This is a genomic window from Leptolyngbya sp. NK1-12 (genome assembly GCF_032598965.1).
Taxonomy (GTDB): domain Bacteria; phylum Cyanobacteriota; class Cyanobacteriia; order Elainellales; family Elainellaceae; genus Elainella.
On sequence record NZ_CP053587.1, the window covers coordinates 443,284 to 467,009 of the forward strand.

The window sequence follows — 23,726 nt, forward strand, 5'->3', positions numbered from 1 at the left end:
AACGCGCTGTTGAGGAGAATCTCTATGCGAATGGTTGTGGCATTAGGAGGAAATGCGCTGCTGCATCGCGGAGAACCGATGACCGTCGCCAATCAGCAGGCTAACATTCGCTTGGCAGTTCAGGGCATCGCCACTCTAGCCCAGACCCACGAGCTAATCATCACTCATGGCAACGGCCCACAGGTGGGGCTGCTGGCACTGCAAGCTGAAACTTACAAAGCCGTTCAACCCTATCCGCTGGATGTTCTCAATGCTGAAACCGAGGGGATGATTGGCTATCTGATTGAGCAAGCGCTTCGCAATCAATTACCTGATCGGCAAATTGTGACGCTGTTGACCCAAGTCGAGGTGGATGGCAACGATCCTGCCTTTGCCCATCCCACCAAACCAATTGGGTCGATCTACACCCAGTCTGAAGCAGAACAGTTGGCGGCTGAGCGGGGTTGGGCAATTGCTGCCGATGGAGCTGGCTATCGTCGTGTTGTGCCGTCACCAGAGCCGCGTCGGATTATTGAGCTGGGCGCAATTCAGTTGCTCGTTCAAGCTGGAGTGCTGGTGATCTGTGTGGGAGGAGGTGGCATTCCAGTCGTAATCACGGCTACAGGTGGCATTCGCGGCATAGAAGCGGTGATTGACAAAGATCTGGCAGCAGCGCTACTGGCAACATCGCTGAAGGTTGGGGCACTGCTGCTACTCACGGATGTCGATGCGGTCTACACCAACTGGGGCACACCTGCAGCCCAACCGCTCCGCCATGTTTCTCCAGAGCAATTGCGTCGTTACTCGTTTGCACCGGGGTCGATGGCTCCGAAAGTTGAAGCAGTCTGTCGATTTGTGGAGCAAACAGGCGGCATTGCTGGGGTTGGGCGACTTCAGGATGCTGCAGCGATTTTGGCAGGGCAAGCGGGAACGTTGGTGCAGTCGCTACACCGAAGTAGTGGATGAGTCGCAAATCAATACCAGCTTTCCGTTCACAGCAGCATGGTCAAGGAGTTTATGAGCCTGAGTTGCTTCAACCAGAGGTAGGCAAGCTGCGATTACAGGTTTAATCTTTCCTGTGGCTAGCAGATCCAGTAATGTGATCACATCCTCGCGATACCAATCAAAATGCAAAACATCAGGGCCACCTGGTTGTGCAATTACAACATGCTTATATTTCATAAAGCCTCTCTAACAATACTCTGGACATTTTTTCTGAGCGTACTGATTTCAGATCCAACTCGCCCAGAACCACGTTTCCCACCAAGGGCATTTTGGAACGGTGTCACTTGGACGCGTAAAAGCAGGATAGCTAGCACCACGACCCATAGCATGTAGGCGAAGATATTAATCCGCTCCCAAACTCCCATCCACGGTGTAGGTAGGTTTGCCTCAAGTCGGGAACCATCTAAACCTGCCAAAACGCCAAACACGACGAATATCAGGATTGTCGCGATCGAATAAAGGCGAAACCACTTTCCGAATGCAGTAGCCGCGCATCCTAGAGCGAGCAGCATGAAGAGAAGACCTACACCTGTGAGAGTTGCATGCATGGTATCAGTCAGCGTTCCCTCGATTCCACGGAGGTGCATTGGAAAAAATAGCGTCACTATCAAGCCGAGAATCTCCTTTCCGACAAGCCCAACTGCCGCAAAGCGCAGAGCATGCTTTCGACCCGATGATTGCCAGACACCTACTCCGAATGCATACACTAGGAAGGAATACAGGATGAAAAGCAGAACCACGAGTGGTCTCGTCGGAGCATCGATCGCGATTAGCTCGCTGACAGTTTGAGAAGTGGAGCTATAACCCTCCCACCGCATAGGTGCGAGTATAACGGTAGTGACATAGAGCAGTGAAGACAAAATACCGCAGACGAGTAAAAACTTTCGCACCACCCTTCACCTCCTGAATTAGCTTTGGTTTCGAGTTTCTGACGGGGTCAGCAAGGCAAGAGTTGCCCGAACAGGTCGATCGTCCCTAAGACACCGTGCAGCAGAATCAGTGGATTGAAGATACAGCACCCGCGCTCAACAACAGGGTGAGATCGGTTAGATGGTTGGATTGCCAAAGCTTTCGGTGCTGAATAAATCGCATAGTCGCTTTATCTAAAACAACGAGTGGTGCATTAAGTTATTTTGTGATTCGAACCACTCGTGCAGCCAGGATCGCATCTGATGAATTTCGTTCATTTGAGAGGTGGCAATCTGTTCTGCAAATGGGCGAACTGGCTCATGCTCTACTAATTGATGATGGATTAGCATCCGTGACATCATCACTGCCATATGATGGTGAACAATCATATCTTCTAAGAATGTCTGATCGAGTTCATCTCCTTGTAGTTGACTTAAATCGCGCATCATAGGTGTATAAGGCAAGGTGTTTTGTTGGTCTGGATACCATTCAGCCAGCCATGCTTGCATTTGTTCAATTTCAGCAGACTGAACCTCAATAATCTCTTGAGCAAATGTTTGCATCTCAGGTCGATCGCTGGATGCCAGCACTATTTTTGCGGTGTCGATTGCTTCCTGGTGATGGGGAATCATTTGACTCAAGTAATCAAACTCACTAGCCATTTGCATTCGCATCATTCCTGAACCCATCATTCCTGAACCCATTCTGTTTCGGTGCTGCATCCTCAAAGGACGATTGTTCTGGCTCAGGATGTTATCAGATTGAGCAGAGCGCTGGCGTTGAGCCGTTGCGATCGAACTAGAAGCCACAAGTGCAACACTAATGAGTGAAATCAATGCAACTTTTCTGAGTGACATTTTGCATCCTCCCATTCTGACGGAATGATTCACGGCCCAGTTCTTCACATCGCATGAAGGAGTAGACTTACTCACTTACTATTTGAGCGAAAAACTATGAGGAACTTGTGAGGTAAAGTTATGATCGGATTTTATTTTACTGTATTGCTATGTGGTTATACTTTAGACAGGCAAGATTGTTTGACATGGGGGTAAATCACCATGCTATTTCGTCAGCTCTTTGACCAAGATACTGGAACCTACACCTATCTGATTGCCGATACTAGAACACAAGCCGCTGTTTTGGTTGATCCTGTAGTTGAGCGAACCGAGCGTGATTTGAAGCTGATCAACGAACTGGGTTTGACGTTGCGCTACTGTTTAGAAACCCATATTCATGCGGATCACATTACTGGAACCGGAAAACTGCGAGAACTGACAGGTTGCCAAAGTATTGTCCCGGAACATGCTCATGCGACCTGTGCCGATCGCTTGATCCAGGATGGCGAAACATTACAAATCGGCGATGTACAAATTAAAGCAATTGCCACACCAGGTCATACCGATAGTCACATCGCCTATCTGATTGACCACGAACGAGTACTAACAGGTGATGCACTCTTGATTCGCGGCTGTGGTCGCACTGATTTTCAAAGTGGTGACGCAGGGATCCTGTATGACTCTGTGACTCAGCGATTGTTTAGCCTACCTGATGAAACGTTGGTTTATCCGGGACACGACTATCGCGGACAGACCGTGTCTACAATCGGTGAAGAAAAGCGGTGGAATCCTCGATTTGTTCAGCAACTCGGCGAATCATCTGCATTTAAAGATCGGTCTAGTTTCATCGAGTTTATGAACAACCTGAAGTTGCCAGATCCAAAAAGAATGATGGAAGCAGTTCCGGCAAACGAGCTTTGTGGTCGAGTCGCTGTAGAAGCCTAAACTAAGAAAAAGATTGACGTGCCTCTAATTGTAGGATCTGCGATCTTCGGTGTTGGGGCATTGCTGGATAGTGTCCTGGCCCCGGTATTACAGCTTTAATACTGGTTTAATACTGGTTTAATACTGGGCAGTTGGAATCCAGTTTTGTTTGTTGTAGCAATGATTGCAGAGATTCGCTGACTTACCGCTGACTTACCAATGATATTCAACCCATCGTCGCGGTTGTCCCAACTCTGTTTCATCCAAGTTACAAAAATATCGATAAATCCGAATCAGTTGAGTGGGCTGAAATGTTTGATCAAAATATGTTGTCAGCTTCACCTGCGGCTCTAGCTCCGGTCGCCAATTATTTCAAAGTGCTGTCTGAAGTGAGTCGTCTTCAGGTTTTATGTAGCCTTAAATCAGGAGCTAAAAACGTGACTGAAATCATGGAAGCAACCGGCTTGGGGCAAGCCAATGTTTCCAAACATCTCAAAATTCTGGCGCAGGCTGGTATGGTGACACGCCAACCCCAGGGCGTGAGTGTTTATTACGAAATTACTGATCCACTAATTTTTGAGTTATGTGATCTGGTGTGTGATCGGCTTTCAACTCATCTGGACATCCAATCGCAGCAGTTGAGACAGCTTCAAGAATTACGCCACAACAAAAGTTAGTCTTTGAATTGTTCGTATTTTTTATCTCTAGCTATTCAAGCGTGTTGACTGTGATAGTCAAACAATTTGGATTTCCTTTTAGAGGATGGCCAAAAAGGTAGGGGAATCCAAAAGTATCCCTAAGTTAGATGTCTCTAGAGAGGGGAGACAGTTTAATAGATTAGCGCATAGATAAGCGCTTGGCACGGCTATTACTTGTCCAGGCTATGAAACAACGTCAGTTCAGAGGCAAAATCAATCATGAGTCAGGGATGCATCATCTCCCTTGGAAGCGTGAATGCCGATTTTCAGGTGCGGGTGGAGCGGCGGCCAGACCTGAGCGAAACCCTTGTGGCCCATGATTTTATGCAGCTCAGTGGCGGCAAGGCAGCAAACGTGGCCTATCTGGCTCGCAAACTGGAAAAGGATGCACTGCTGATCGCCCATGTGGGAACCGATGCCCTGGCCGAGCAGGCGCTGCAGCCACTGCAAGAAATTGGGGTCAACTTGCAGTATGTTGAACGAGTTGCAGGACAGCCGACCGGAGTTTCCATGATTACGGTACCGCCCGATGGGCAAAAGGGAATTATCCTAGCTGCCAATGCCAACTACGTCTGGAGCGCAGAAGATATCGCTGGGGTGCAGGGAGCCATCGTCAATGCGCCGGTTGGCTCGGTTTTAGTGGTGGATTACGAGGTTCCTCCTTTTATTGTCGAGGCAGCGATCACGGCAGCGAGGCAGCGAGGACTTCCGGTGATTCTAGACCCCTCCCCCGCCAATCGGGTTGATGCAGCGCTATTGCCTCAAGTCTCCTATCTGGTGCCCGATGCTGGAGAAGCCGAAAAGCTGACGGGGATTCAACTGGATTCACCCAAAGCCGCAATCCAAGCTGCTCACCAGTTATGGCAGCAGGGTGTGCAACAGGCTTGCGTCAAATTAAAGGACGGCGGCTGTGTGGTGGTTAGCCAAGAGCAGAAGCTGCATATTGCACCAGTGCCGGTGCCGGTGGTAGATTCCACGGGTGCAGGCGATGCCTTTGCTGGAGCCTTGGCGGTTGCGGTGCTAGAAGGGCAAGCGTTACCGGATGCAGCGCGGTTTGCCACGGCGGCTTCCCATCTCACCGTGACGCGCTATGGCTCTCAGCCAGCCTATCCGAGCCGAACCGAAATTGACTCAATGCTTGAACGACTTGCAGACCATGTCCATCTGTTTTGATTCTCCAAATAGCGATCATGAAGCCGCCTGGAATTTTGTGTTTGACGGCTACGATCCAGACGATGAGGGCCACCGAGAGGCGCTCTGTGCGCTGGGCAACGGCTATTGGGTGACTCGAGCTGCCACCTGCGATGCCCAGGCTGATGCAATCCACTATCCGGGTACCTATCGGGCTGGCCTCTATAACCGTCTCGTGACGCCAATTGAAGGGGAAGCTTCCGAGGATGAATCGCTGGTCAATTTACCCAACTGGCTAGCACTCAGCTTTCGGATTGAGGGCGGCGACTGGTTCTCGATCGATGCAGTTGAAATTCTGGCCTATCGGTTGACCCTGAATTTGCAACAGGGCATCTTGTATCGAGATCTGCAATTCCGCGATGTCCAAAACCGCCAGACGACCCTGCGAGAACAGCGCTTTGTCAGCATGGCAGAGCCGCACCTGGCCGGATTACAGCTTCAGTTGCGGGCCGATAACTGGTCTGGGGGACTGGAAATCCGCTCGGCGATTGACGGACGGGTGACCAACAGCAACGTGGAACGTTACGCGCCCTTCAGCAATCAGCATCTAGAGCCAGTTGCCGCTAGCGTGCTAGAGCCAGCAGGAATCCGACTGACGATGCGCACCAACCAATCTCGCATCGAGGTGTCGCTAGCAGCCCGCACTCGCATCGCTCTTGTTGGCGAGGATGGCGCACAGGAACTGCACCCAGACCGAACGATTGAGCGAGCAGATTGCTACATGGCTGAGCGCCTTTGTTGCTCGGTTGTCCAGGGCACAGTGGTACAAATTGAGAAAATCGCAGCCCTCTACACTTCCCGCGACTATGCAATCAGCGAGAGCGGCATGGCTGCCGAGGATGCAATTCAGATTGCGCCTAGTTTTGCTGAGTTGTTGAGTGCCCATCAATGGAGCTGGAACCGGCTCTGGCAGCGCTGTGAAATTGACATAACACCCGTTGAACATTTGCGGGCACTGCGCTTGCATATTTTTCATATTCTGCAAACGATTTCACCCCACACGGCTGATTTAGATGCCGGTGTACCGGCGCGGGGATGGCATGGCGAAGATTATCGCGGCCACATTTTCTGGGATGAAGTGTTTGTCTTGCCGTTTCTGGTTTGCCGGTTTCCCGAAATTGCCAGAGAAATGTTGCTCTACCGCTATCGTCGCCTAAATTCAGCCAGACGGTTGGCGCGGCAGCAGGGATATCAGGGAGCGATGTATCCTTGGCGCAGCGGCAGCACCGGACAGGAAGCCACCCCCCGCTTTCAGTTTAACCTCCAGTCGAAGCGCTGGATGCGGGACTACACCTACTTGCAGCGGCACATCAATGCCATCATCATCTGCAATCTCTGGCACTACTACAACTTCACGAACGATCTCGCCTTTATGGAAGACTACGGGACCGAGATGATGATCGAAATTGCCCGCTTCTGGGCCAGTGTTGCCACCTACAATTCGGATTTGGATCGCTATGAGATCCGGAATGTAGTCGGTCCCGATGAATATCATACGGCCTATCCCGATGTCGATACTCCTGGCATTCACAATAATAGCTACACCAATATCATCGCCGCCTGGACCCTGTACCACACCCGCGAAGCGCTCGATTGGTTACCGCCCGCCTGCCGTACTGAACTCTGTGACCGCCTCCAGCTTAATCAAGCAGAACTAGATTATTGGGATACGGTCAGCCGCAAACTGCGCGTGGTGTTTGAGCAGGATGGCAGTTTGAGTCAGTATGAAGGCTTCGACACTCTGCAATCGTTTGATGCCCAGCCCTTTCAGGATCAGTCGGTCAATTTGATCCTGGAAGCCAAAGGCGATGATGTGAATTGCTACCGGGTGATCAAGCAGGCCGATACTGCTATGCTGTTCTTTCTCTTGCCAGAGCAGGAGCTGTTTCCGCTGATGCAGCGCTTGGGTTATGGGTTTGACCGCACCCAAATGCACCAAACCATTACCAATCACATTCAGCGAACTGTGCATGAATCGAGCCTGTCTCGTCTAGTGTATGCCGGAGCCTTGGCTGAGTGCGACCCGGAGGCATCCTGGCAGCTATTTCTCGAAACTCTGTTTGTCGATATTTCGGGAGCCAGCAGTAAGGAAGCCAAAAACGGTATTCATTTAGGAGCAATGGCTGGCACCTTACATCTCCTGCAACATCAGTATCTGGGATTACGGATTCATGGCGATACCATCTGTCTCGATCCGTCTATCCCTTCATCGCTGCGACAATTGTGCATGAGTTTTGAGTTTCGGAGTCATGATCTCAAGATCGAAGTAAAAGAGGATAAGTTAAGCATCACTGCCTCATTCCTCAACTCAGATTCGATTCAGCTCTGTTGCAATGGTGAGGCGATCACGCTACAGCCTGGAAGCGTATATCAATGTGAGTGTATACCAACAGGAACGATTAAATTTCACGATTACGTATGAGTCGTACCAGTTCTTAGTTTTGAGTTTTGAGTTTTGAGTTTTGAGTTTTGAGTTTTGAGTTTTGAGTTATGGAACCTGCACAATGTAGCCTGTTGAGCTGGGTGATCGGTAGCTCAATCAAAGGAATGGTATCAAGAGACTAGTTCACTGGGTTCAATCGGCTGATCTTGAAGCACGCCCTTAGCGATCCGAAAGCCGGTAATCCCATAGGCGATTGACAAAATTGGGCTGGCAATATTGAAGATGCAGTAGGGCAAATACAGCATCGTAGGAATACCCAGAGTAGCTGCCATAAAGGCTCCGCAGGAATTCCAGGGGACCAACGGCGACGTAACCGTACCGCCATCTGCAGCTGCACGGGACAGGTTTTGGGGTTGCAGGCCGCGCTTCTGAAACTCGACTCGGAATAAGCGAGCGGGTAAAACTAGGGCAATGTATTGATCGCCTGCAATAATGTTTAACCCTAGGGCCGTTAAAACAACGGTAGCAACCAGAAGCCCCGTGGTTTTAGCTCGATAAAGTACCGGGTTGATCAGTTTTGCCAGCAGGCCGAATTCCTCCATCAGGGTGCCAAACGTGACCGCGCCAATAATAATCCAGAGTGTATACAGCATGCTATCCATGCCGCCCCGCGTCAGCAGTCGATCCACATCGGCGATGCCGGAATTCTCCTGATAGCCATTCGCCATCGCCATCCAGATGCCTTTGATATACACTAACGGCGCACCCAGGGACGGATCATTGACAAAGCGGAGAATCGCCTGAGGTTGCAGAATAGCGCCGGTAATGCCTCCCACGATTGCCGCTCCCATAATTGCTAATGGGGCTGGAGCTTTGCGCAGGGATAGAAAGACCAAAAATGCCAGCGGAATCAGATTCAGCGGTGTGATCCAAAACAGCTGATTCAGCTTGGTCAGATCGGTCGCCGTTTCCACATTGGCAACCACGTCAGCTCGAAGGCCAAGAAACGTAAAGATGATTACCGCGATGATAAAAGCCGGAACCGAAGTCCAAATTTGAGCACGAATATGGGTATAGATATCAGCACCAACGAGCTGGGCACTCAAAATCGTGGTCTCAGACAAGGGAGAGGTTTTATCACCTAGATAGGCACCCGAAATTACCGCACCGGCTGTAATGACCGGCGAGACGCCCAGCAACGACGCAATTCCCACCAACCCCACCCCAATCGTGCCCACCGTCGTCCAGGAGCTGCCAATGCTAAGAGCAACCACAGCGCAGATAATTGCGGATGCAGCATAGAACCAATTGGCTTGAAGCACCTGAATCCCGTAGTACACCATGGTGGGAATGGTGCCAGACATATTCCAAACCCCGATTAACCCTCCCACCGCTAGCAGAATAAAAATAGCGCTGGCAACCGAGGAAACTGCCCTACCCGCTGATGCACTGATCTCTGACCAGGGATGGCCGTTTTTGAGAATAATCAAGGCCGCAACCATAGTACTGATCAGCAGCCCTACCTGAACAGGGCCATCAATCGCACTCAGCCCAAACAGCATCACCGCTCCACCGATAGAACCCATGAGCACAACGAGCGGAATCATCACATCAAGGAACGAGGGATCCCGAATTGCACGCGGAGGAGATAAATTTGACATAGAAGTCTTCCCTAGTAGATATCAATCAGGTCCTGATGATGAATAGTCAGCGCCCGCGGGCCTTATACCAGTTCCCTTTGATGGAGCGACAGATCACCAAGCTCAACAGGCTCCATTGTGCAGGTTCCATCCCTTAAACCGGCGTGCTCTGCCGAACGGCAGGCTATCGCCAAGCGCACAGGCTACGCCACCAACACTCAAAACTAAGAACTGGTATTAGTTTGGACACTGTGGTGTCGTCTGGACATGTGTGCCTCCATCCTCTAGTAATCAGCCGCGTCTCGGATGATTGGACAGGTCATACAGTGGCCGCCACCGCGTCCGCGCCCTAGTTCTGCTCCTACGATCGTCACCACTTCGATGCCTTCTTTGCGCAGGGCAGTGTTGGTCAGAGTGTTGCGGTCATAGGCCACGACTACACCCGGTTCCAGACAGACAAAGTTATTGCCGCTGTCCCACTGCTGCCGCTGGCGGGCGTAGGCATTGCCTTGAGTTTCAACGACGCGCATTTTCTTGAGACCCAGAGAGGAAGCCACCACATCCACAAAGGGTTGCTCTTCTTCGGTAATTTCGTATCCCGGTGCTTTATCGCTTGGGCGGATCGAGAAGGCCACAATTGGATTCACAATCTCGGCAAACAGACTGACCACATCCCGATCGCAGAAGGTAAACACCGTATCCAGGTGCATCGCGGCTCGCAGCTTGGGCATCGCAGCCACAATCACGCGTTCGGCTCCGCCTTTGGTAAATAGAGCGGCGGCCACCTGGGTAATCGCCTGCCGTGAGGTGCGTTCACTCATGCCAATCAAAACCACTCCCTTCCCAATCGGCATCACGTCACCGCCTTCCAGCGTGGCTGAGCCGTAATGCTGGGTTGGGTCACCCCACCAGACTTCAAACTTAGCCTGGGTAAAGCTGGGATGGAACTTGTAGATGGCGGTTGTCAGCACCGTTTCTTCATGACGAGCCGGCCAGTAGAGCGGATTCAGCGTTACTCCCCCGTAGATCCAGCAGGTGGTATCGCGGGTATAGAGGGTGTTGGGCAACGGCGGCAGCAGGTAGCCGGTCATTCCACTCGCCTCTTGCGCCATCCGCAGCCACTGACTGCCAAAATCATTGGGAATGTCGTAGGCAGCAAGTCCGCCGATCAGGTATTCCGCTAGCTGGCGAGCGCTGAGGCTTTCTAAGAAGGAACGAACTTCGTCCACCAGACCCAGCCCAACTTCATTTGGCACCACTTGCTGATCGAGAACCCATTTTTTGGCTGCTGGGATCTCTAGCGTCTCGGCCAATATTTCGTGCATCTCGATCACATCGATGCCGCGATCGCGCATTTTGGCGATGAAGTCTAAATGGTCGCGTTTGGCCATTTCTACCCACATCACATCATCAAACAGCAGATCGTCGCAGTTAGTGGGAGTCAATCGTTTATGAGCTAAGCCCGGTGAGCAAACCATCACTTTTCGCAGTTTGCCAACTTCCGAGTGAACACCATAGGATACGGTACCTTGATTGGTAGCAGCAGGATCGGTTGCAACAGTCATAGTTACTCCATGAGATTGATTTCAGTACAAAGATTCAACATCAAATAGCAATCAGTCCAGTGGATAACCCGTAAATAGCAGACAGGGCAGCAATGGCGATGATGGTGAAAAAGAACCATTCCCAGGACTTAAAGATATTCAGGCTCTGCTCACGCCGAGCCATGAAAAACAAAATTGTGCCGGGAGCCAGGATCAAGCCCGACAGCAGCAACTTATCGAGGCCACCAGCATATAGCATCAAAACGGAATAGGCCGTGGCGATTGCAGCAATGACTAACTCACGAGTACGGTTGCGCGAATTTCGCTCATAGGTTTCGCCGTTCCAGGCCAGCTTCAACCCAAACGCCGCTACCAGTAGATAGGGAATCAGCGCCAGGGCGCTAGTTAACTCCAACGCTAATTCAAACGCCTGTTGAGCAAACAGCGTCACAAGCAAAAAGCTTTGGACCACAATATTCGTCAACCAGAGCGACCGCGATGGCACCTTTTGACCATTCTCATGATTCAAGAAATTGGGCATCAGGCGAGCCTTGGCTGCCATGAACGGCACCTCCGCCGCAAACAGCGACCAGGCCAAATAGGCACCCAATACCGAAATCAGCAAACCAATACTGATGAATATGTTTCCCCAGCGGCCCACAATCACTTCCAGAGCACCGGCCATTGAGGGATTCCGCAGGGCGGCAATGTCGGCTCTAGGGAGAATGGCGTAGGGCAATACGGTCACCAGAACCAGCAAACAGAGCACGCCCACAAATCCCAGAATTGTTGCTGCACCTACGTCAGCTCGCCTTTCGGCATAGCGGGAATAGACACTCGCACCTTCAATCCCGATAAACACAAATACGGTAACTAGCATCGTATTGCGCACTTGGCCGAGCAGCGACTCCTCATAGCCCTGACCAGCAGACCAGTTGGCTGCAAACACCTCTGGATTAAAGTTGAACAGCAGAATCAGAATAAAGATAACGATGGGAACAATTTTGGCGATGGTGACAATCGTATTCAATCCGGTAGCTTGCTTAATTCCCCGCAGAATCATGAAATGAAACGTCCACAGAATCACAGAAGCAACAATCACAGCTTGAATCGTGTTGCCATCTCCAAACACCGGAAAGAATTCGCCCAGGGTTGATTTGATCAGAACGAAATAAGAAACGTTCCCGACACAGGTGCTCGTCCAAAAAGCCAGTGCCGCTAGAAAACCCAGGTAATTACCAAATCCGGCTTTGGCGTAGGCGAAAACACCGGAATCCAGATCGGGCTTACGTTCTGCTAAGAATTGAAACACAAAGGCCAGCATCAGCATGCCGACCCCAGCAATCACCCAGGCAATCAATGCACCCATAATTCCCGTCGCTCGACCAAACGCGGCAGGCAAGGTAAAAATCCCGGCTCCCACCATTGAGCCGACAACAAGGGCAATCAACGAATTCAGAGACAGGGTTTGCTTCTCTTGAGTCGGGCTAAAATCCTGATCTAATGTTGTACCGTAATCAGATGTCATGCTACCTCCAATGATGTTGTGCAACAATTGCGCCAACTAGCTCGCATGGGAAAGATTTAGCCGCGCTGCTACACCTCTGCACCGAAGTCTTCTCGCAGCTTGGCTTCCTGCTCGGCAGATAAATTGGATTGAATTAATTCCCCTTTTTCCTCAGCGGTAAAGGCCGCTTCCACTTTATCGAGCGTCACCTGGCCGGTCAGCAAGAACAGAGCCGAGGTACCTTCGGTGACTTTGCCCTGAACTTCTTTGATGAAATCATCGTTGATGCCATAGTCGGTAAACTTGCCGGCAACCGCTCCCGCTGTAGCGCCAACAATCAGTCCTAATAGCGGCACAAAAAACAGCAGCCCGAACAGCATGCCCCAGAAGGCACCACCCAGGGCACCTGCCCCTACCGTATTCATCGCCTGATAGGTTTTGGGACGACCGCGTCCCTGCGGCCAGGAGACAATCGCAGCATCGAGCACCTGAATCAACTGCTGCTTTTGCAGACCTTCCAGTTTGGACAATGCCTTATCCGCGCCATCAACGCTGTTGAATTTCCAGACTGTTAAAGTTGACATGCTTTTCTCCTAAGTCGATTCATAAGGGTGTAATTCTGACAGACAATTTCAGACTCCAGCCCACAAACAATAGAATTGTTAGGATTGCTATGAGTGTTTATCATTCCAACCCAGCAAGCCAGAAATCTGAGTTGATACGATAGAAGGGTTGAATGGTTTTGTGATCGCTCCAGCAAAACCCATTTGATAGAGTTGCCCTGGCGTAAACCAGTTGGCCCTAGCACTAATCAGCAGAATCGGAATAGATTGAGCGGTTGAAAGCAGCTTTAATTGCTCAATGAATATTAGCGCATCTACCTCAAAGGTAGACGTATCTAGTAAGATGACATCTGGATGAATGGTCTCGCATAGATTCACGCCTTCTCGAATTGAGCTGCATAAAGTCACTCTCCAGCCGCCAAATTCACTGAGGCAAGTATGCAATATCTCTCGGATACTTGCTTCATGCTCAATCAGCAAAACTGTTTTAGCAGACATGAACATCGTCCCTCTATCTACCGGAAGGCGGCTAGACTTCGGCGCTTTTTTAGATTAGGACAAAAAGATAGGAAACTCATATGAACGAAAATCTTATCAGCCAACGCTCAATGGTCCTGTTTGAGCGGCAAGGTAAAGTAAAAGGCGCTGCCCTCGCCCAGACTACTTTCTGCCCAGATCTGACCGCCGTGCTGCTGCACAATCTTTTTACAAATAGCCAGCCCCAAACCCGTTCCGCCCTTTTTGCGAGAATCAGATACATCCACCTGCTGGAACTGTTCAAAAATGATGTCCAGCTTTTCCACCGGAATGCCGCGCCCTTGATCTTGGACGGTGAAGAGGATGTAGGGGGAAGGTGGGGAGGGTGGCGGCTCGTGAGCCTCGCCGAACGAGGAAGATGGGGAAGATGGGGAAGATGGGGAAGATGGGGAAGATGGGGAAGATGGGGAAGATGGGGAAGATGGGGAAGATAGGGAAGATGGGGAAGATGGGGAAGATGGGGAAGATGGGGAGGCATTTTTCTCCCCTATCTCCCCTATCTCCCTCATCTCCCCTATCTCCCTCATCTCCCCTATCTCCCTCATCTCCCCTATCTCCCCTATCTCCCCTATCTCCCTCATCTCCGCTCCCAACCAAACCGTCTGACCGGGAGCAGAAAACTTGATGGCGTTGCTGAGTAGATTGGTGAGGGTTTGAATAATTGCATCGGGAGAAGCCCAAAAGTCGATTGTCGAGGGCATAACGGCAAGGGTGATTTGGGACTGATCGGCAATGGCCTGCACGCTGTCTACAGCCTGCTGGATCAGGTCTGACGCTTGGCATCGCTCCATGGCCAGTTCTACTTTGCCAGACTCTAATCGTTCCAGGGTGAGGATATCATCCACAAGTCGGGCTAGCCGATCGCTGTTGTTCAGGGCGATACTGAGCATGTGTGCGGCTTTTTCGGGCCTGTCGTTAAACACACCAGAACCCAGGATACCGAGCGCACCCCGAATCGAGGTGAGGGGTGTCCGCAGTTCATGGCTGACGACCGAGATAAACTCATCCTTCATTCGCTCCACTTTTTGCCGATCGCGAATATCTTGCACCTGCCCTACACAGTAGAGCGGATGTCCGGATGGGTCTCGAATCAGGGCCGCGTTCATCAGCACTGGAACGATCGTGCCTTGCTTGGTGATATAGCGTTTTTCCATTTGGAATGAACGAATTTCACCGGCCATCATTTGCCGAAACCCCTGCCAATCGGTCTCCACATCGTCTGGATGGGTAATCTCTGGAAAGGAGAGGCTCAAAAGCTCTGCTTCGCTGTATCCCAGCAGGTCGCAGTAGCAAGCATTGACCTTCACAAACTGACCCGTCAGCGAAACCAGCGAAATTCCAATCGGGGCATTGTCAAACGCGCCTCGAAACAGGGCTTCACTGGCCCGCAGGGCGGCCTCGGTTTGCTTCAGGTCAGTAATATCAACTTCGATGCCGTCCCAAACGATGCGGCCATCCTCTAGGCGGCGAGGCGTTGAGCGAATCGAGGACCACTGGATTTTGCCCCCGGCTGTGCGGTTCCGCATTTGGAGTTCAACTGGCGACAGATTTTGCAGCGATTCCTGCACCACCCGATCGGCAATCGCCAGATCCTCATCAAAGCCCACACTCCGGATTAGCTTAGGATCTGCGATCACGGCCTCCGGCTTCAGCCCCAATAGGTGCTCAATCCCGGCGCTAATATACGAATAGTAGGAACCTTTACCAGGTTCGTAAACCCGCTGATAAATAAATCCTTTCGGTAAATTATCGCCAATTGCCCGCAGCATCGCTTCTCGTTCTTGCAGCGCCTCTTCTGCCTGTTTGCGCTCCGTAATGTCTTCGACTAGCCCAATGTAGTGCGATGGCTGTCCGGCTTGGTCGCAGACTGGAAAAATTTGCGCCGAAATCCAGCGAATGGCACCGTTTGCTTGAATAATTCGGTAGTCTCGTTGAACTCGCACAGCGCCCTGTTCAACCAGGAAATCGAGCGATTCTAGTACCGCTGCCCGATCGTCTGGGTGGATGACGTCTAACCAGGAACTGGCATCTTGATAGAGACTCTCACAGGAAAGTCCCCAAATCTTTTCGTAGGCTGGGCTGATATAGAGATACTCTCCGGTGGCTGCTGCCTGCACAAAGAATATCTGATTGATAGTTTGAGCAATCTCTCGAAACCGTTCTTCACTCTGACGCAGCGCTTCTTCTGCCTGTTTAAGCTGGGTGATGTTGCGTACACTCACCACAACACCAGAAATCGTCTGATCGGCCTCTAGATAGGGAGCATAGGTCACGCTAACAAATTGCCGCCCTAGGGCCGGAAACTCAAACCACTCGTGATATTGGATCGTTTCTCCGGCTAGACAGCGATCGAGGTAGGGTTGAACCACGGCTCTAAAGATGTCCGCTCCCACTAATTCATCAACGGTATAGCCGACAATTTCACTGTAGGATTTCTGATTCCAGTCTAAGTACGTTTGGTTGACAATCTGGTAACGATACTGGCGATCGACCAAGGAAACGGCATCGGTGGTGGCAGAGACAATTCGCTCATACCGCCTCAGGGCCAGTTCAGCTGCTTTGCGATCGCTAATGTCCCGATGCATCACAATTACACACTCTTGCCCATCCAGAGTTTGCACACCAGCAGACAACAAAACCGTTCGGACTTCACCTGACTTAAGGCAAAGCTGCACTTCCAGGTTTTGTGCACTGCCTTGTTGATAGAGCAAGCTGCGGCACTGGTCTCGCTGCGCCAAATCATGCCAAAAATTCAGTTCCGTGGTTGTGCAACCAATCATTTCGCTGCGGGAATAGCCAAAGAACTCGATCAGGCTGTCGTTAACGTCTAAGAACCGCCCTTCCGCCAAACTAGCAATCGCGATTGGATCGGGGCTGGTGCGGAAAATGGTGGTGAATTTTTCCTCGGACTCCTCTAGGGCTGTGCGGATCCGCTCGAAGGACTGTTGCAGTTGATCTGCCATTTGATTAAACGTCTGCGCCAGACCGTTTAATTCCGCGATGGGGCTGTTGGTGGGTAAGCGTTGTTTCAGATTGCCAGCAGCGAGTTCTTGGCTGGCTCGATTCAGTTGGGCAAAGCGGGAGATGAACCAGTTGGCGGCCCAAAGTCCCACCCCAATTGCCCCAGCCAGCGTCAGCAGACACAAGAGTGCCGTGGTGCGGGCGTTATGCTGAATTTCTGCTAGGAAATGAGACTGGGGAATCACAGTGACAATCTGCCAACTCAGCCCGTGCTGGTCCTGAAATGGCATAATCTCAACGAATAGTCGTTCCCCATTGTGATAAAAGTCGAGTTCCTGAACTGCATCGGGAGCTAGTTCCTTCGGAGCGGGACTTGGAGCCGATACTCGCCCTTGCGGCGATTTCACAGGTGATTTCACAGGTGATTTCACAGGTGATTTCACAGGCGCTTCCAAAATATTGGTATGCTCGCGTAAATACTGCCCCAGCGATTGGATCAAGCCATCCTGACTTTCGTAAATTTTGAGCTGCCGAAACTGCTGATGATAGCCAGTACCCGACTTGAACTGATAGGGTGCTTCTTGAGTGGACGTGGCGACAAGATTCCCCTGCTGATCCATAATCAAGACCCGGCCAGAGCGACTGATAGGCAAGCGGTGCAGAAATTCACTCAGATAGTCTAAGCGGAGATGAACAGCAAACACGCCCAACAGTTGCTTGGTGGCCGGATCGTAAATCGGATGGGATGCATCTAATGTCAATAGTTTCGTCGAGCCATACTGGGAAATTGGGCTCCAACCGGGTTGGCCGGTTCTAACCGCTCGTTCATACCAAGGCCGGTCGCGGCGAACATCCAACCCCTTCAAGGTAGTAACTAGCTCCCTCCGTTTGCCCTGACTGTCTAGCCGGTAAACGAGGATCCGATCGGGGCGAGAAGCGTTAGCCGCCACCAGATACAAATTGGGTAATCGGTCCACTAGGCGAAACAGCCCTTCTGGATTGGCAAACAAAACCGCCGAAACCTGTTGATCAAACTGCTGCAACCGATTAAATAAAGCCGCTTCGAGCGCAGGGATGTCCTGGAGATCGATCTGCCCCTGGTTGGCAGCATCAACATTCAACCGATTAATCAACAGCGGCGTCTGCAGATAGGTTTTGAGTTCCTGCGTCACCCGGTCATTAATACCTAAAACCAACTGGTGCCTCAAGTCGTCTACCGCTTTCTGCCCGCTCCGATACGATAGATACCCCACCAGCGCCGTGGCCCCAACGGTCGATAGCACAAACGGCACCGTCAAGGCCCAACGCAGAGGCACATGGATAGTCAAAGGAAACAGCTTTGGCAGCTTTGGCAGAGACATGCAGGCAGTTTGGCGCTGAGAGGTGCTGAGAGCACTAACTTAATCTTAATCTCAGTAGATCGCAAATCATGTTGAGATCCCCCCTAGCCCCCTTACCAAAGGGGAACCAGGCCACCGTGGCTTGAAGTCCCCCTTCTTCTACACCGAAGGCGCATCCCCGCTGGGTTTAGGGGGATTTAGGGGGATTGTGCTATGCACACGCTGCGCGAACGAACCTAAGTCTAGTCATCAAAACGCATTCATTTTCAATCTACTTAATCTGCATTCTAAACGCAGTTTCCAACTCCGAGAATCATCAGGCTAGAACAGCAGTCCAACCATCAGAGCAGGGAGAGATGAGCTTTCAGAGCTTGTTTGCAAACAAAGATTGAGATCTCCCTGAATTCCCCTATACCCGCAGGGCAGGCTTCACCCCAACAAAAGGAGGACTTCAGAGATTGGGTATGGGCTAGGCACAGGCTTCGCCTACGGTTCCCTCCTGATTTATAGGGTTTATTTATAGGCTGTGCCGTCCCGTTAGGGTAGGAGGGTGAGGGAGGATCAGATGTGAAGCCGATTTTAGTCTCTTAAAATTCATTTACAAACAGTCTCTCATATAAATTTCATATCTTCTTGTTCTAAAATGCTGTTTAGCCAACAAATTACCTTAAAACAATACTTTAAAAATAACGGCTGTCATTCCCCTTGTTCTCCAGTCCATATTCTATTGTTCTAGGTTCTAGTGTTCTAGTGCACGCCAAGAGGCTTGAGGATAACAACAGGCAAAGGAGCAAGCTATGAATACGCGCATCCCAGCCGGCGAGTTGGGCATTTCTTCAGCAATATCAACGGGACATTTGCCACCTTCCCATTTCGTTCAGGCGCTGGTTACTGAGGCGTACAATCATTTTCAGACCGTTGATCAGGGAGAGGTTGCCGACTATATTCCAGCTCTAGCCAAGGTGCCGCGTCAGTGTTTTGGCATCTGTCTGGTTGGGGTCAATGGTGCAGTCTATCAGGCAGGCGATACCGACTATCCCTTCTCGATTCAGAGTATCTCCAAGCCGTTCGTATTCGCGCTGATCTGTCAAGCGATTGGCGAAGACGCAGCCCGCGACAAGCTGGGGGTCAACAGTACGGGACTGCCATTTAATTCGGTCATTGCAATTGAGAAGATCAACGAAGGAACGAGCAATCCGATGGTGAATGCTGGCGCAATCGCCGCAACCAGTCTGGCCCCAGGTGATACGGCTGCCGAAAAGTGGCAGTTTATTCAGACCAGTCTATCGAAATTTGCAGGCAGAAAGCTGACGCTGAACCAGGAAATCTATCAATCCGAAGCCGCAACAAACCAGCGAAACAAAGGCATTGCTAAGATTCTCCAGGCTTACGACCGCATCTTTTTCGATCCGATTGCTGCCACTGATATTTACACCAAGCAATGTTCGCTGAATGTCACTGCGAAGGATCTGGCTGTCATGGCCGCGACGTTAGCAAACGGTGGCGTCAATCCGGTCACAAAAAAGCGAGTCATCGATGCCATCCACTGTCAGCATGTGCTAGCCGTGATGGTGACTGCCGGACTCTACGAAAACTCTGGCGACTGGCTGTATGAAACTGGTTTGCCCGGTAAAAGTGGCGTCAGTGGCGGCATAGTAACGGTTTCACCCGGTAAAGGCAGCCTTTGCACCTTTGCACCACCTCTGGATACTGCCGGGAATAGCGTTAAAGGCCAACTGGTAGCCAAATTCCTCTCTGAACGCTTAGGGTTGAATCTATTTGCATCTCAACCTTTATAGGCCGTAAGACTTGGTAGACCGTAAGACTTGGTAGGCTCTAAGACTTGGTAGCAATAGTGCGATTCATCTGCTTTTGACCTATAAACTGATTTACATCAACGAGGACTGTTCTATGTATGCTGATTTGCCTTCTCATATCGATGTCCGAAAATCTACCGGCTGGATTATTGCCCTCAGTATTGCCCTGATCATTCTCGGCATTCTAGCTATCTCATCACCTGTGATCGCCTCTGCCTTTTTTACAGCTCTGATCGGTTGGATTACCTTGATCGGCGGCGTCATTAGAATTATTCAGGCTTTTAAAGCCAGACCACTGCGAGGATTCTGGTGGAGCCTTGTGGTAGGTATTTTCTACGTAATTGCAGGTATTTACATTCTGTCCAATATTGCAGCCGCAGTAGTAGCACTCACATTTGCCTTTGGGATTCTGTTTATTGTTGAGGGCATTTTTACCATCATCATGGCCTTCACTAATCGGACAGGGCGGGGCATGTCGTGGTTGGTCGCGTTAAGCGGCATCGTAACGCTAATTCTAGGCATTATGGTGCTGAATCGGTTTCCCTTTAGCGCCTTGTGGTTGATTGGCTTATACGTCGGAATTAGCCTGCTGTTCAATGGTATTGCTTTTCTGTTTGCTGCACTCGCCGCTCGACGGGCTGCTGCTGAGTATCTGCCAAGAACCGATGAGGCCAATTACTAGCAACCTTGCAATTGACCGAGCAAGGCTTTGCTGTTTAAAGGGCTGGCTGTCTAAAAACTCATTGAGCAACTCCTATGATCACTCGTCAAGATTTGAAGCAATTGCAGTCTTTAGTCAAAGTTCCTGCCCTTTCGATTTTGCTGCCAACCCATCGGTCTTTTCCTGAAAATAAGCAGGATCCGATCCTGGTCAAGAATCTGATAGATGAGGCCAAAACTCGTCTAGCTGAGGAATTCTCTAACCGCGAACTAGAACCACTTCTACAGCGACTCGATGCCCTGGCTAGTCAAATTGATTATCCTCATACCCTCGACGGGTTGGCCCTATTTGTCAGCCACGACTTCGCTAAGCTCTACTACTTGCCGTTTTCGGTGCCAGCGCGGGTGGTGATTGATCAAACCTTTGCGACTCGCGATCTGGTGTATGGCATGCACCGAGCGCAGCGCTATTGGGTGCTGCTGGTGAGTCAGGCTTCGACTCGCCTGCTAGCTGGCACCGGAGAAACCCTAGAGGAAGTTCAAGACAAAGATTTTCCGATGCAGATGACCGGCCCCGCCGCAACAGCGCCTATTCCCTACGATGCAGATTCAAGCTACGTGGATGACCGGCATCGCCGCTTTTTCCAACAGGTCGATCGCGCCTTGGCGACCTATATGCAAGACGAGCCACTACCCTTGATTGTTGGTGGAGTAACTCGCCAAATTTCCTTCTTCCGTGAAGTGTCAGGACATGCCCAGCTAATTGCAGGAACCTTAGAGGGCAATTTCGACAAAGCTGCCGTCCATGAACTGGTGCCGCAAGTCTGGCCGATTGTGCAGTCGGTACGGCAAGCCCAACAGGACGAGGCGCTGCAACAGCTAGAAAATGCGATGAACACTCGCAATGTGGTGTCCACGCTCGGAGAAGCATGGCGGCTGGCCCACGAGGGACGAGGCAAGCGACTCTTGGTTGAAAAGAGTTACCATATGGCCGCCGTTTTGACCGAGGACGGTGAATTTAAGCAGGTCGAGCAGGTCGGTGGGGTAGAAGTAATGGATGATGCCGTAGATGAGCTAATCGAAGCCGTGCTGGCAAAGGGAGGAACAGTCACTTTGATGGACGATGGCAAGCTCGCTGTCCACCAGCAGGTGGCATTGATTTTGCGATATTGAAGTATTTTGGAAGCCAAGAGAATATCAAATTCGGTTGTTGAACCATAGCTGGAGCGGTGATTTGCATCAGCGTATCTTTTCTAAAGTTTCTGCCCGTACAATATTTGAAGGGCAGATTATTGGGGCAGCTCATTCATGGTGCATCAGTCCAGTCAATTCAGCGGTAGGCGTTATCTTTGGCTCAAACGCGGAATTGCCATTTTGGCAGCCTTCAATCTAGCGTTAGTGATATTCGATTTCACCTATCCCAGTCTACGATCGCTGTATGTAGAATTTATACCGCGCTTAGTTCAAATCTATGATCCGGTCAAGGGAATTCATCCCCATCCTGAAACTCAGCATTATCTAGAGCGCGTTGCAGCGCTCGAAGCTCAGCTTGCCCTACAGGACCACCAAGCAGCGACTCAGCAGGATAGCCAGCCAGATCCCCAGCAGGCCACACAACCACCGCTTCCAAATCAATCAGCAGAACTAGCAACATCTTTAGCTGAGTTGCGTTCGCTCAGTCAACGCTTAAGTCAACAGGATCCCTTCTCAGATCGAGGCGCAACCCTAGCAACGATTCAGCAGAGCTTACAGGCTCGAACTGGGGCGGAATTACCGACTGCTGCTTTTGATCGCTTCTGGAGCCAGGATTATCTCACTCAGACCGATTGGCTAGCGGAGATCGAATTTTGGCATCAGCAGATCCGTCCCTTAATCAATGCCAATTACTATCGACGAGTTAATCGCTTTGGTCATCCGGTTGACTATTTCTGGCTGATTGATTTGCCGTTCATGATCATTTTTGCAATCGATTTAGCCGTGCGGATACGAGGAATTCGTCAGCGTGATCCACAGTTAACCTGGTTCGAGTCTATCTTGCGGCGATGGTATGACCTATTTTTGCTGTTTCCCTTCTGGCGATGGCTGCGGGTTATTCCGGTCACCCTGCGGCTGCATCAGGTAGGCTTGATCAATCTGGCTCCTCTAGAAGCAGAAGTGCAGCGTGACTTTGCCCTCGGATTTGCTGGAGAGCTGATCCAAGTAGTTGGTGTTCATGCCATCGATCTGAGTCAAGATGCGATTCGTCGAGGTGACGTGATGCAGTGGCTGCTTTATCCAAAACTGCGACGCGAATACATTCAGGTTAATAATCAAAATGAGATTAGTATTATCGTTAAGCGAATTACCGACATTATCATTCATCAGGTGATTCCGCAGATACAGCCAGATCTGGAGCTATTTCTGAATTACACCTTACACCATATCATTCTCGAACAGTTTCCTGGCTATACTCAACTGCGATACGCACCAGTGATTGGTCGTCTACCGCAGCGAACAACAGAGCGAATCACCAAGAATCTATCGGAGGGAGCCTATCAGAGCTTGGTGCAAGTTTGGGAAGATCCGGAAGTGGCTGAGATGACTGTAAACCTGGCCCAAAATTTCCGAGATGCGTTGGCGACTGAGCTGAAGAAGAAACACAATGTCCAAGAAATTGAAGACCTGCTAATCGATTTGCTAGAAGAAATCAAAATCAATTACGTTCAGAGACTTACAGATGTAGACATCGAACAGATTGTAGACGAAGCAGAGCGGCTCTATCGGCAAAGGGAAGGAGGAGCCAGGTCAGAAATTGGGTAGTGCTAAACAGGTAAGGACGCATTGTAGTGGTGAACGAAGAGCCAAATTGCCCTAATGTGGTTCTCTAACTTCTTCGAGAACGATAATGTTTTCCTGACTAAACGCGATACTCGTTGGCGCAAGGTGCAGTTAAACCACTCAATGTGGCTGGTTTTGCCACTGTCTTTTCCCACACTCTTTTCCCACACTTTGATGTCGCTGACCTGGAAAAATCTCATCATAAGCAGACCAAAAATCGGTGTAAGCAACCGCGCACTGCCGATACACGGCTGGCAACGCATCCCATACCCCCTGCGCTCCCTTGCAACTACGATCACCCACATACACTCCGACAAGTTCTCGGGTTTCGACATCGAGAGCTAGCCAAATCCGTATGGATTTTGCCGTTTTTGACGACACGGTTTGACAGGCAATCAGGGCAGGTGGGCTGGCA

18 protein-coding genes and 1 pseudogene are annotated in these 23,726 nt (G+C 50.7%); 9 read left to right on the top strand and 10 right to left on the bottom strand.

From position 1 onward, the window contains the following. Positions 1-24: 24 nt before the first annotated feature. Positions 25-945, top strand: coding sequence for a carbamate kinase (gene arcC / locus HJG54_RS30285; protein WP_316436833.1), 921 nt, complete (start codon positions 25-27; stop codon positions 943-945). Here arcC and HJG54_RS30290 read toward each other — a convergent pair. The 3 genes from HJG54_RS30290 to HJG54_RS30300 form a co-directional block, all read right to left on the bottom strand. Further along, positions 925-1,161, bottom strand: coding sequence for a zinc-binding dehydrogenase (locus HJG54_RS30290; protein ID WP_316436834.1), 237 nt, complete (start codon positions 1,159-1,161; stop codon positions 925-927). The genes arcC and HJG54_RS30290 overlap by 21 nt on opposite strands. After that, positions 1,158-1,877 (bottom strand): DUF998 domain-containing protein, encoded by a 720-nt coding sequence (locus HJG54_RS30295; protein ID WP_316436835.1) that lies wholly within the window; start codon positions 1,875-1,877, stop codon positions 1,158-1,160. Before HJG54_RS30295 ends, HJG54_RS30290 begins: the two co-directional genes overlap by 4 nt. A 210-nt stretch (positions 1,878-2,087) precedes the next feature. Then, positions 2,088-2,750 carry a DUF305 domain-containing protein gene (locus HJG54_RS30300; RefSeq protein ID WP_316436836.1) on the bottom strand — a complete coding sequence of 221 codons (663 nt, stop codon included), beginning with the start codon at positions 2,748-2,750 and terminating at the stop codon, positions 2,088-2,090. A 201-nt stretch (positions 2,751-2,951) separates the two neighbouring features. Here HJG54_RS30300 and HJG54_RS30305 point away from each other — a divergent pair, with 201 nt between their 5' ends. The 4 genes from HJG54_RS30305 (at position 2,952) to HJG54_RS30320 (ending at position 7,964) form a co-directional block, all read left to right on the top strand. After that, entirely contained in the window at positions 2,952-3,674 is a 723-nt protein-coding gene (locus tag HJG54_RS30305; protein WP_316436837.1) for an MBL fold metallo-hydrolase, read from the top strand. A gap of 305 nt (positions 3,675-3,979) precedes the next feature. Further along, on the top strand, positions 3,980-4,330 hold the full coding sequence (locus tag HJG54_RS30310) for an ArsR/SmtB family transcription factor (protein ID WP_036012242.1): 351 nt from the start codon (positions 3,980-3,982) through the stop codon (positions 4,328-4,330). Positions 4,331-4,570: 240 nt separating this feature from the next. Next, the gene (locus tag HJG54_RS30315; RefSeq protein WP_316436838.1) at positions 4,571-5,524 is read left to right on the top strand and encodes a ribokinase; all 954 of its coding nucleotides are present in this window, start codon (positions 4,571-4,573) and stop codon (positions 5,522-5,524) included. After that, a complete protein-coding gene (locus HJG54_RS30320) occupies positions 5,508-7,964 on the top strand; it encodes a glycoside hydrolase family 65 protein (RefSeq protein WP_316436839.1) in 2,457 nt (818 codons plus the stop codon). Before HJG54_RS30315 ends, HJG54_RS30320 begins: the two co-directional genes overlap by 17 nt. A gap of 131 nt (positions 7,965-8,095) precedes the next feature. Here HJG54_RS30320 and HJG54_RS30325 read toward each other — a convergent pair whose 3' ends face one another. From HJG54_RS30325 to HJG54_RS30350, 6 genes are all read right to left on the bottom strand, one after another. Further along, entirely contained in the window at positions 8,096-9,586 is a 1,491-nt protein-coding gene (locus HJG54_RS30325; protein ID WP_316436841.1) for a Na+/H+ antiporter NhaC family protein, read from the bottom strand. A gap of 263 nt (positions 9,587-9,849) precedes the next feature. After that, complete coding sequence (arcA, locus tag HJG54_RS30330; protein WP_316436842.1) at positions 9,850-11,130, bottom strand: arginine deiminase; 1,281 nt, start codon at positions 11,128-11,130, stop codon at positions 9,850-9,852. A 40-nt stretch (positions 11,131-11,170) separates the two neighbouring features. Further along, entirely contained in the window at positions 11,171-12,637 is a 1,467-nt protein-coding gene (locus HJG54_RS30335) for a basic amino acid/polyamine antiporter (protein ID WP_316436843.1), read from the bottom strand. A 68-nt stretch (positions 12,638-12,705) separates the two neighbouring features. Then, complete coding sequence (locus HJG54_RS30340; RefSeq protein ID WP_316436844.1) at positions 12,706-13,200, bottom strand: DUF1269 domain-containing protein; 495 nt, start codon at positions 13,198-13,200, stop codon at positions 12,706-12,708. Positions 13,201-13,287: 87 nt separating this feature from the next. Beyond that, the gene (locus HJG54_RS30345; protein ID WP_316436845.1) at positions 13,288-13,677 is read right to left on the bottom strand and encodes a response regulator; all 390 of its coding nucleotides are present in this window, start codon (positions 13,675-13,677) and stop codon (positions 13,288-13,290) included. 107 nt (positions 13,678-13,784) lie between these two features. Beyond that, positions 13,785-18,038, bottom strand: a complete 4,254-nt coding sequence (locus tag HJG54_RS30350; RefSeq protein ID WP_316436846.1) for a PAS domain S-box protein — start codon at positions 18,036-18,038, stop codon at positions 13,785-13,787. A gap of 776 nt (positions 18,039-18,814) precedes the next feature. Between HJG54_RS30350 and glsA the strand changes: the two genes are divergently transcribed. From glsA to HJG54_RS30370, 4 genes are all read left to right on the top strand, one after another. Next, the gene (gene glsA / locus HJG54_RS30355) at positions 18,815-19,816 is read left to right on the top strand and encodes a glutaminase A (protein ID WP_316436847.1); all 1,002 of its coding nucleotides are present in this window, start codon (positions 18,815-18,817) and stop codon (positions 19,814-19,816) included. A gap of 112 nt (positions 19,817-19,928) precedes the next feature. After that, positions 19,929-20,516, top strand: coding sequence for an HdeD family acid-resistance protein (locus HJG54_RS30360; RefSeq protein WP_316436848.1), 588 nt, complete (start codon positions 19,929-19,931; stop codon positions 20,514-20,516). A 74-nt stretch (positions 20,517-20,590) separates the two neighbouring features. Continuing rightward, positions 20,591-21,667, top strand: coding sequence for a hypothetical protein (locus HJG54_RS30365; protein ID WP_316436850.1), 1,077 nt, complete (start codon positions 20,591-20,593; stop codon positions 21,665-21,667). Between the two features lie 135 nt (positions 21,668-21,802). Then, positions 21,803-23,293: a hypothetical protein gene (locus HJG54_RS30370; RefSeq protein WP_316436852.1), complete on the top strand. Its 1,491-nt coding sequence runs from the start codon at positions 21,803-21,805 to the stop codon at positions 23,291-23,293. Between the two features lie 2 nt (positions 23,294-23,295). Here HJG54_RS30370 and HJG54_RS30375 read toward each other — a convergent pair. After that, a pseudogene (locus tag HJG54_RS30375) lies at positions 23,296-23,662 on the bottom strand (IS1 family transposase); the annotation flags it as partial. Positions 23,663-23,726 lie beyond the last annotated feature (64 nt).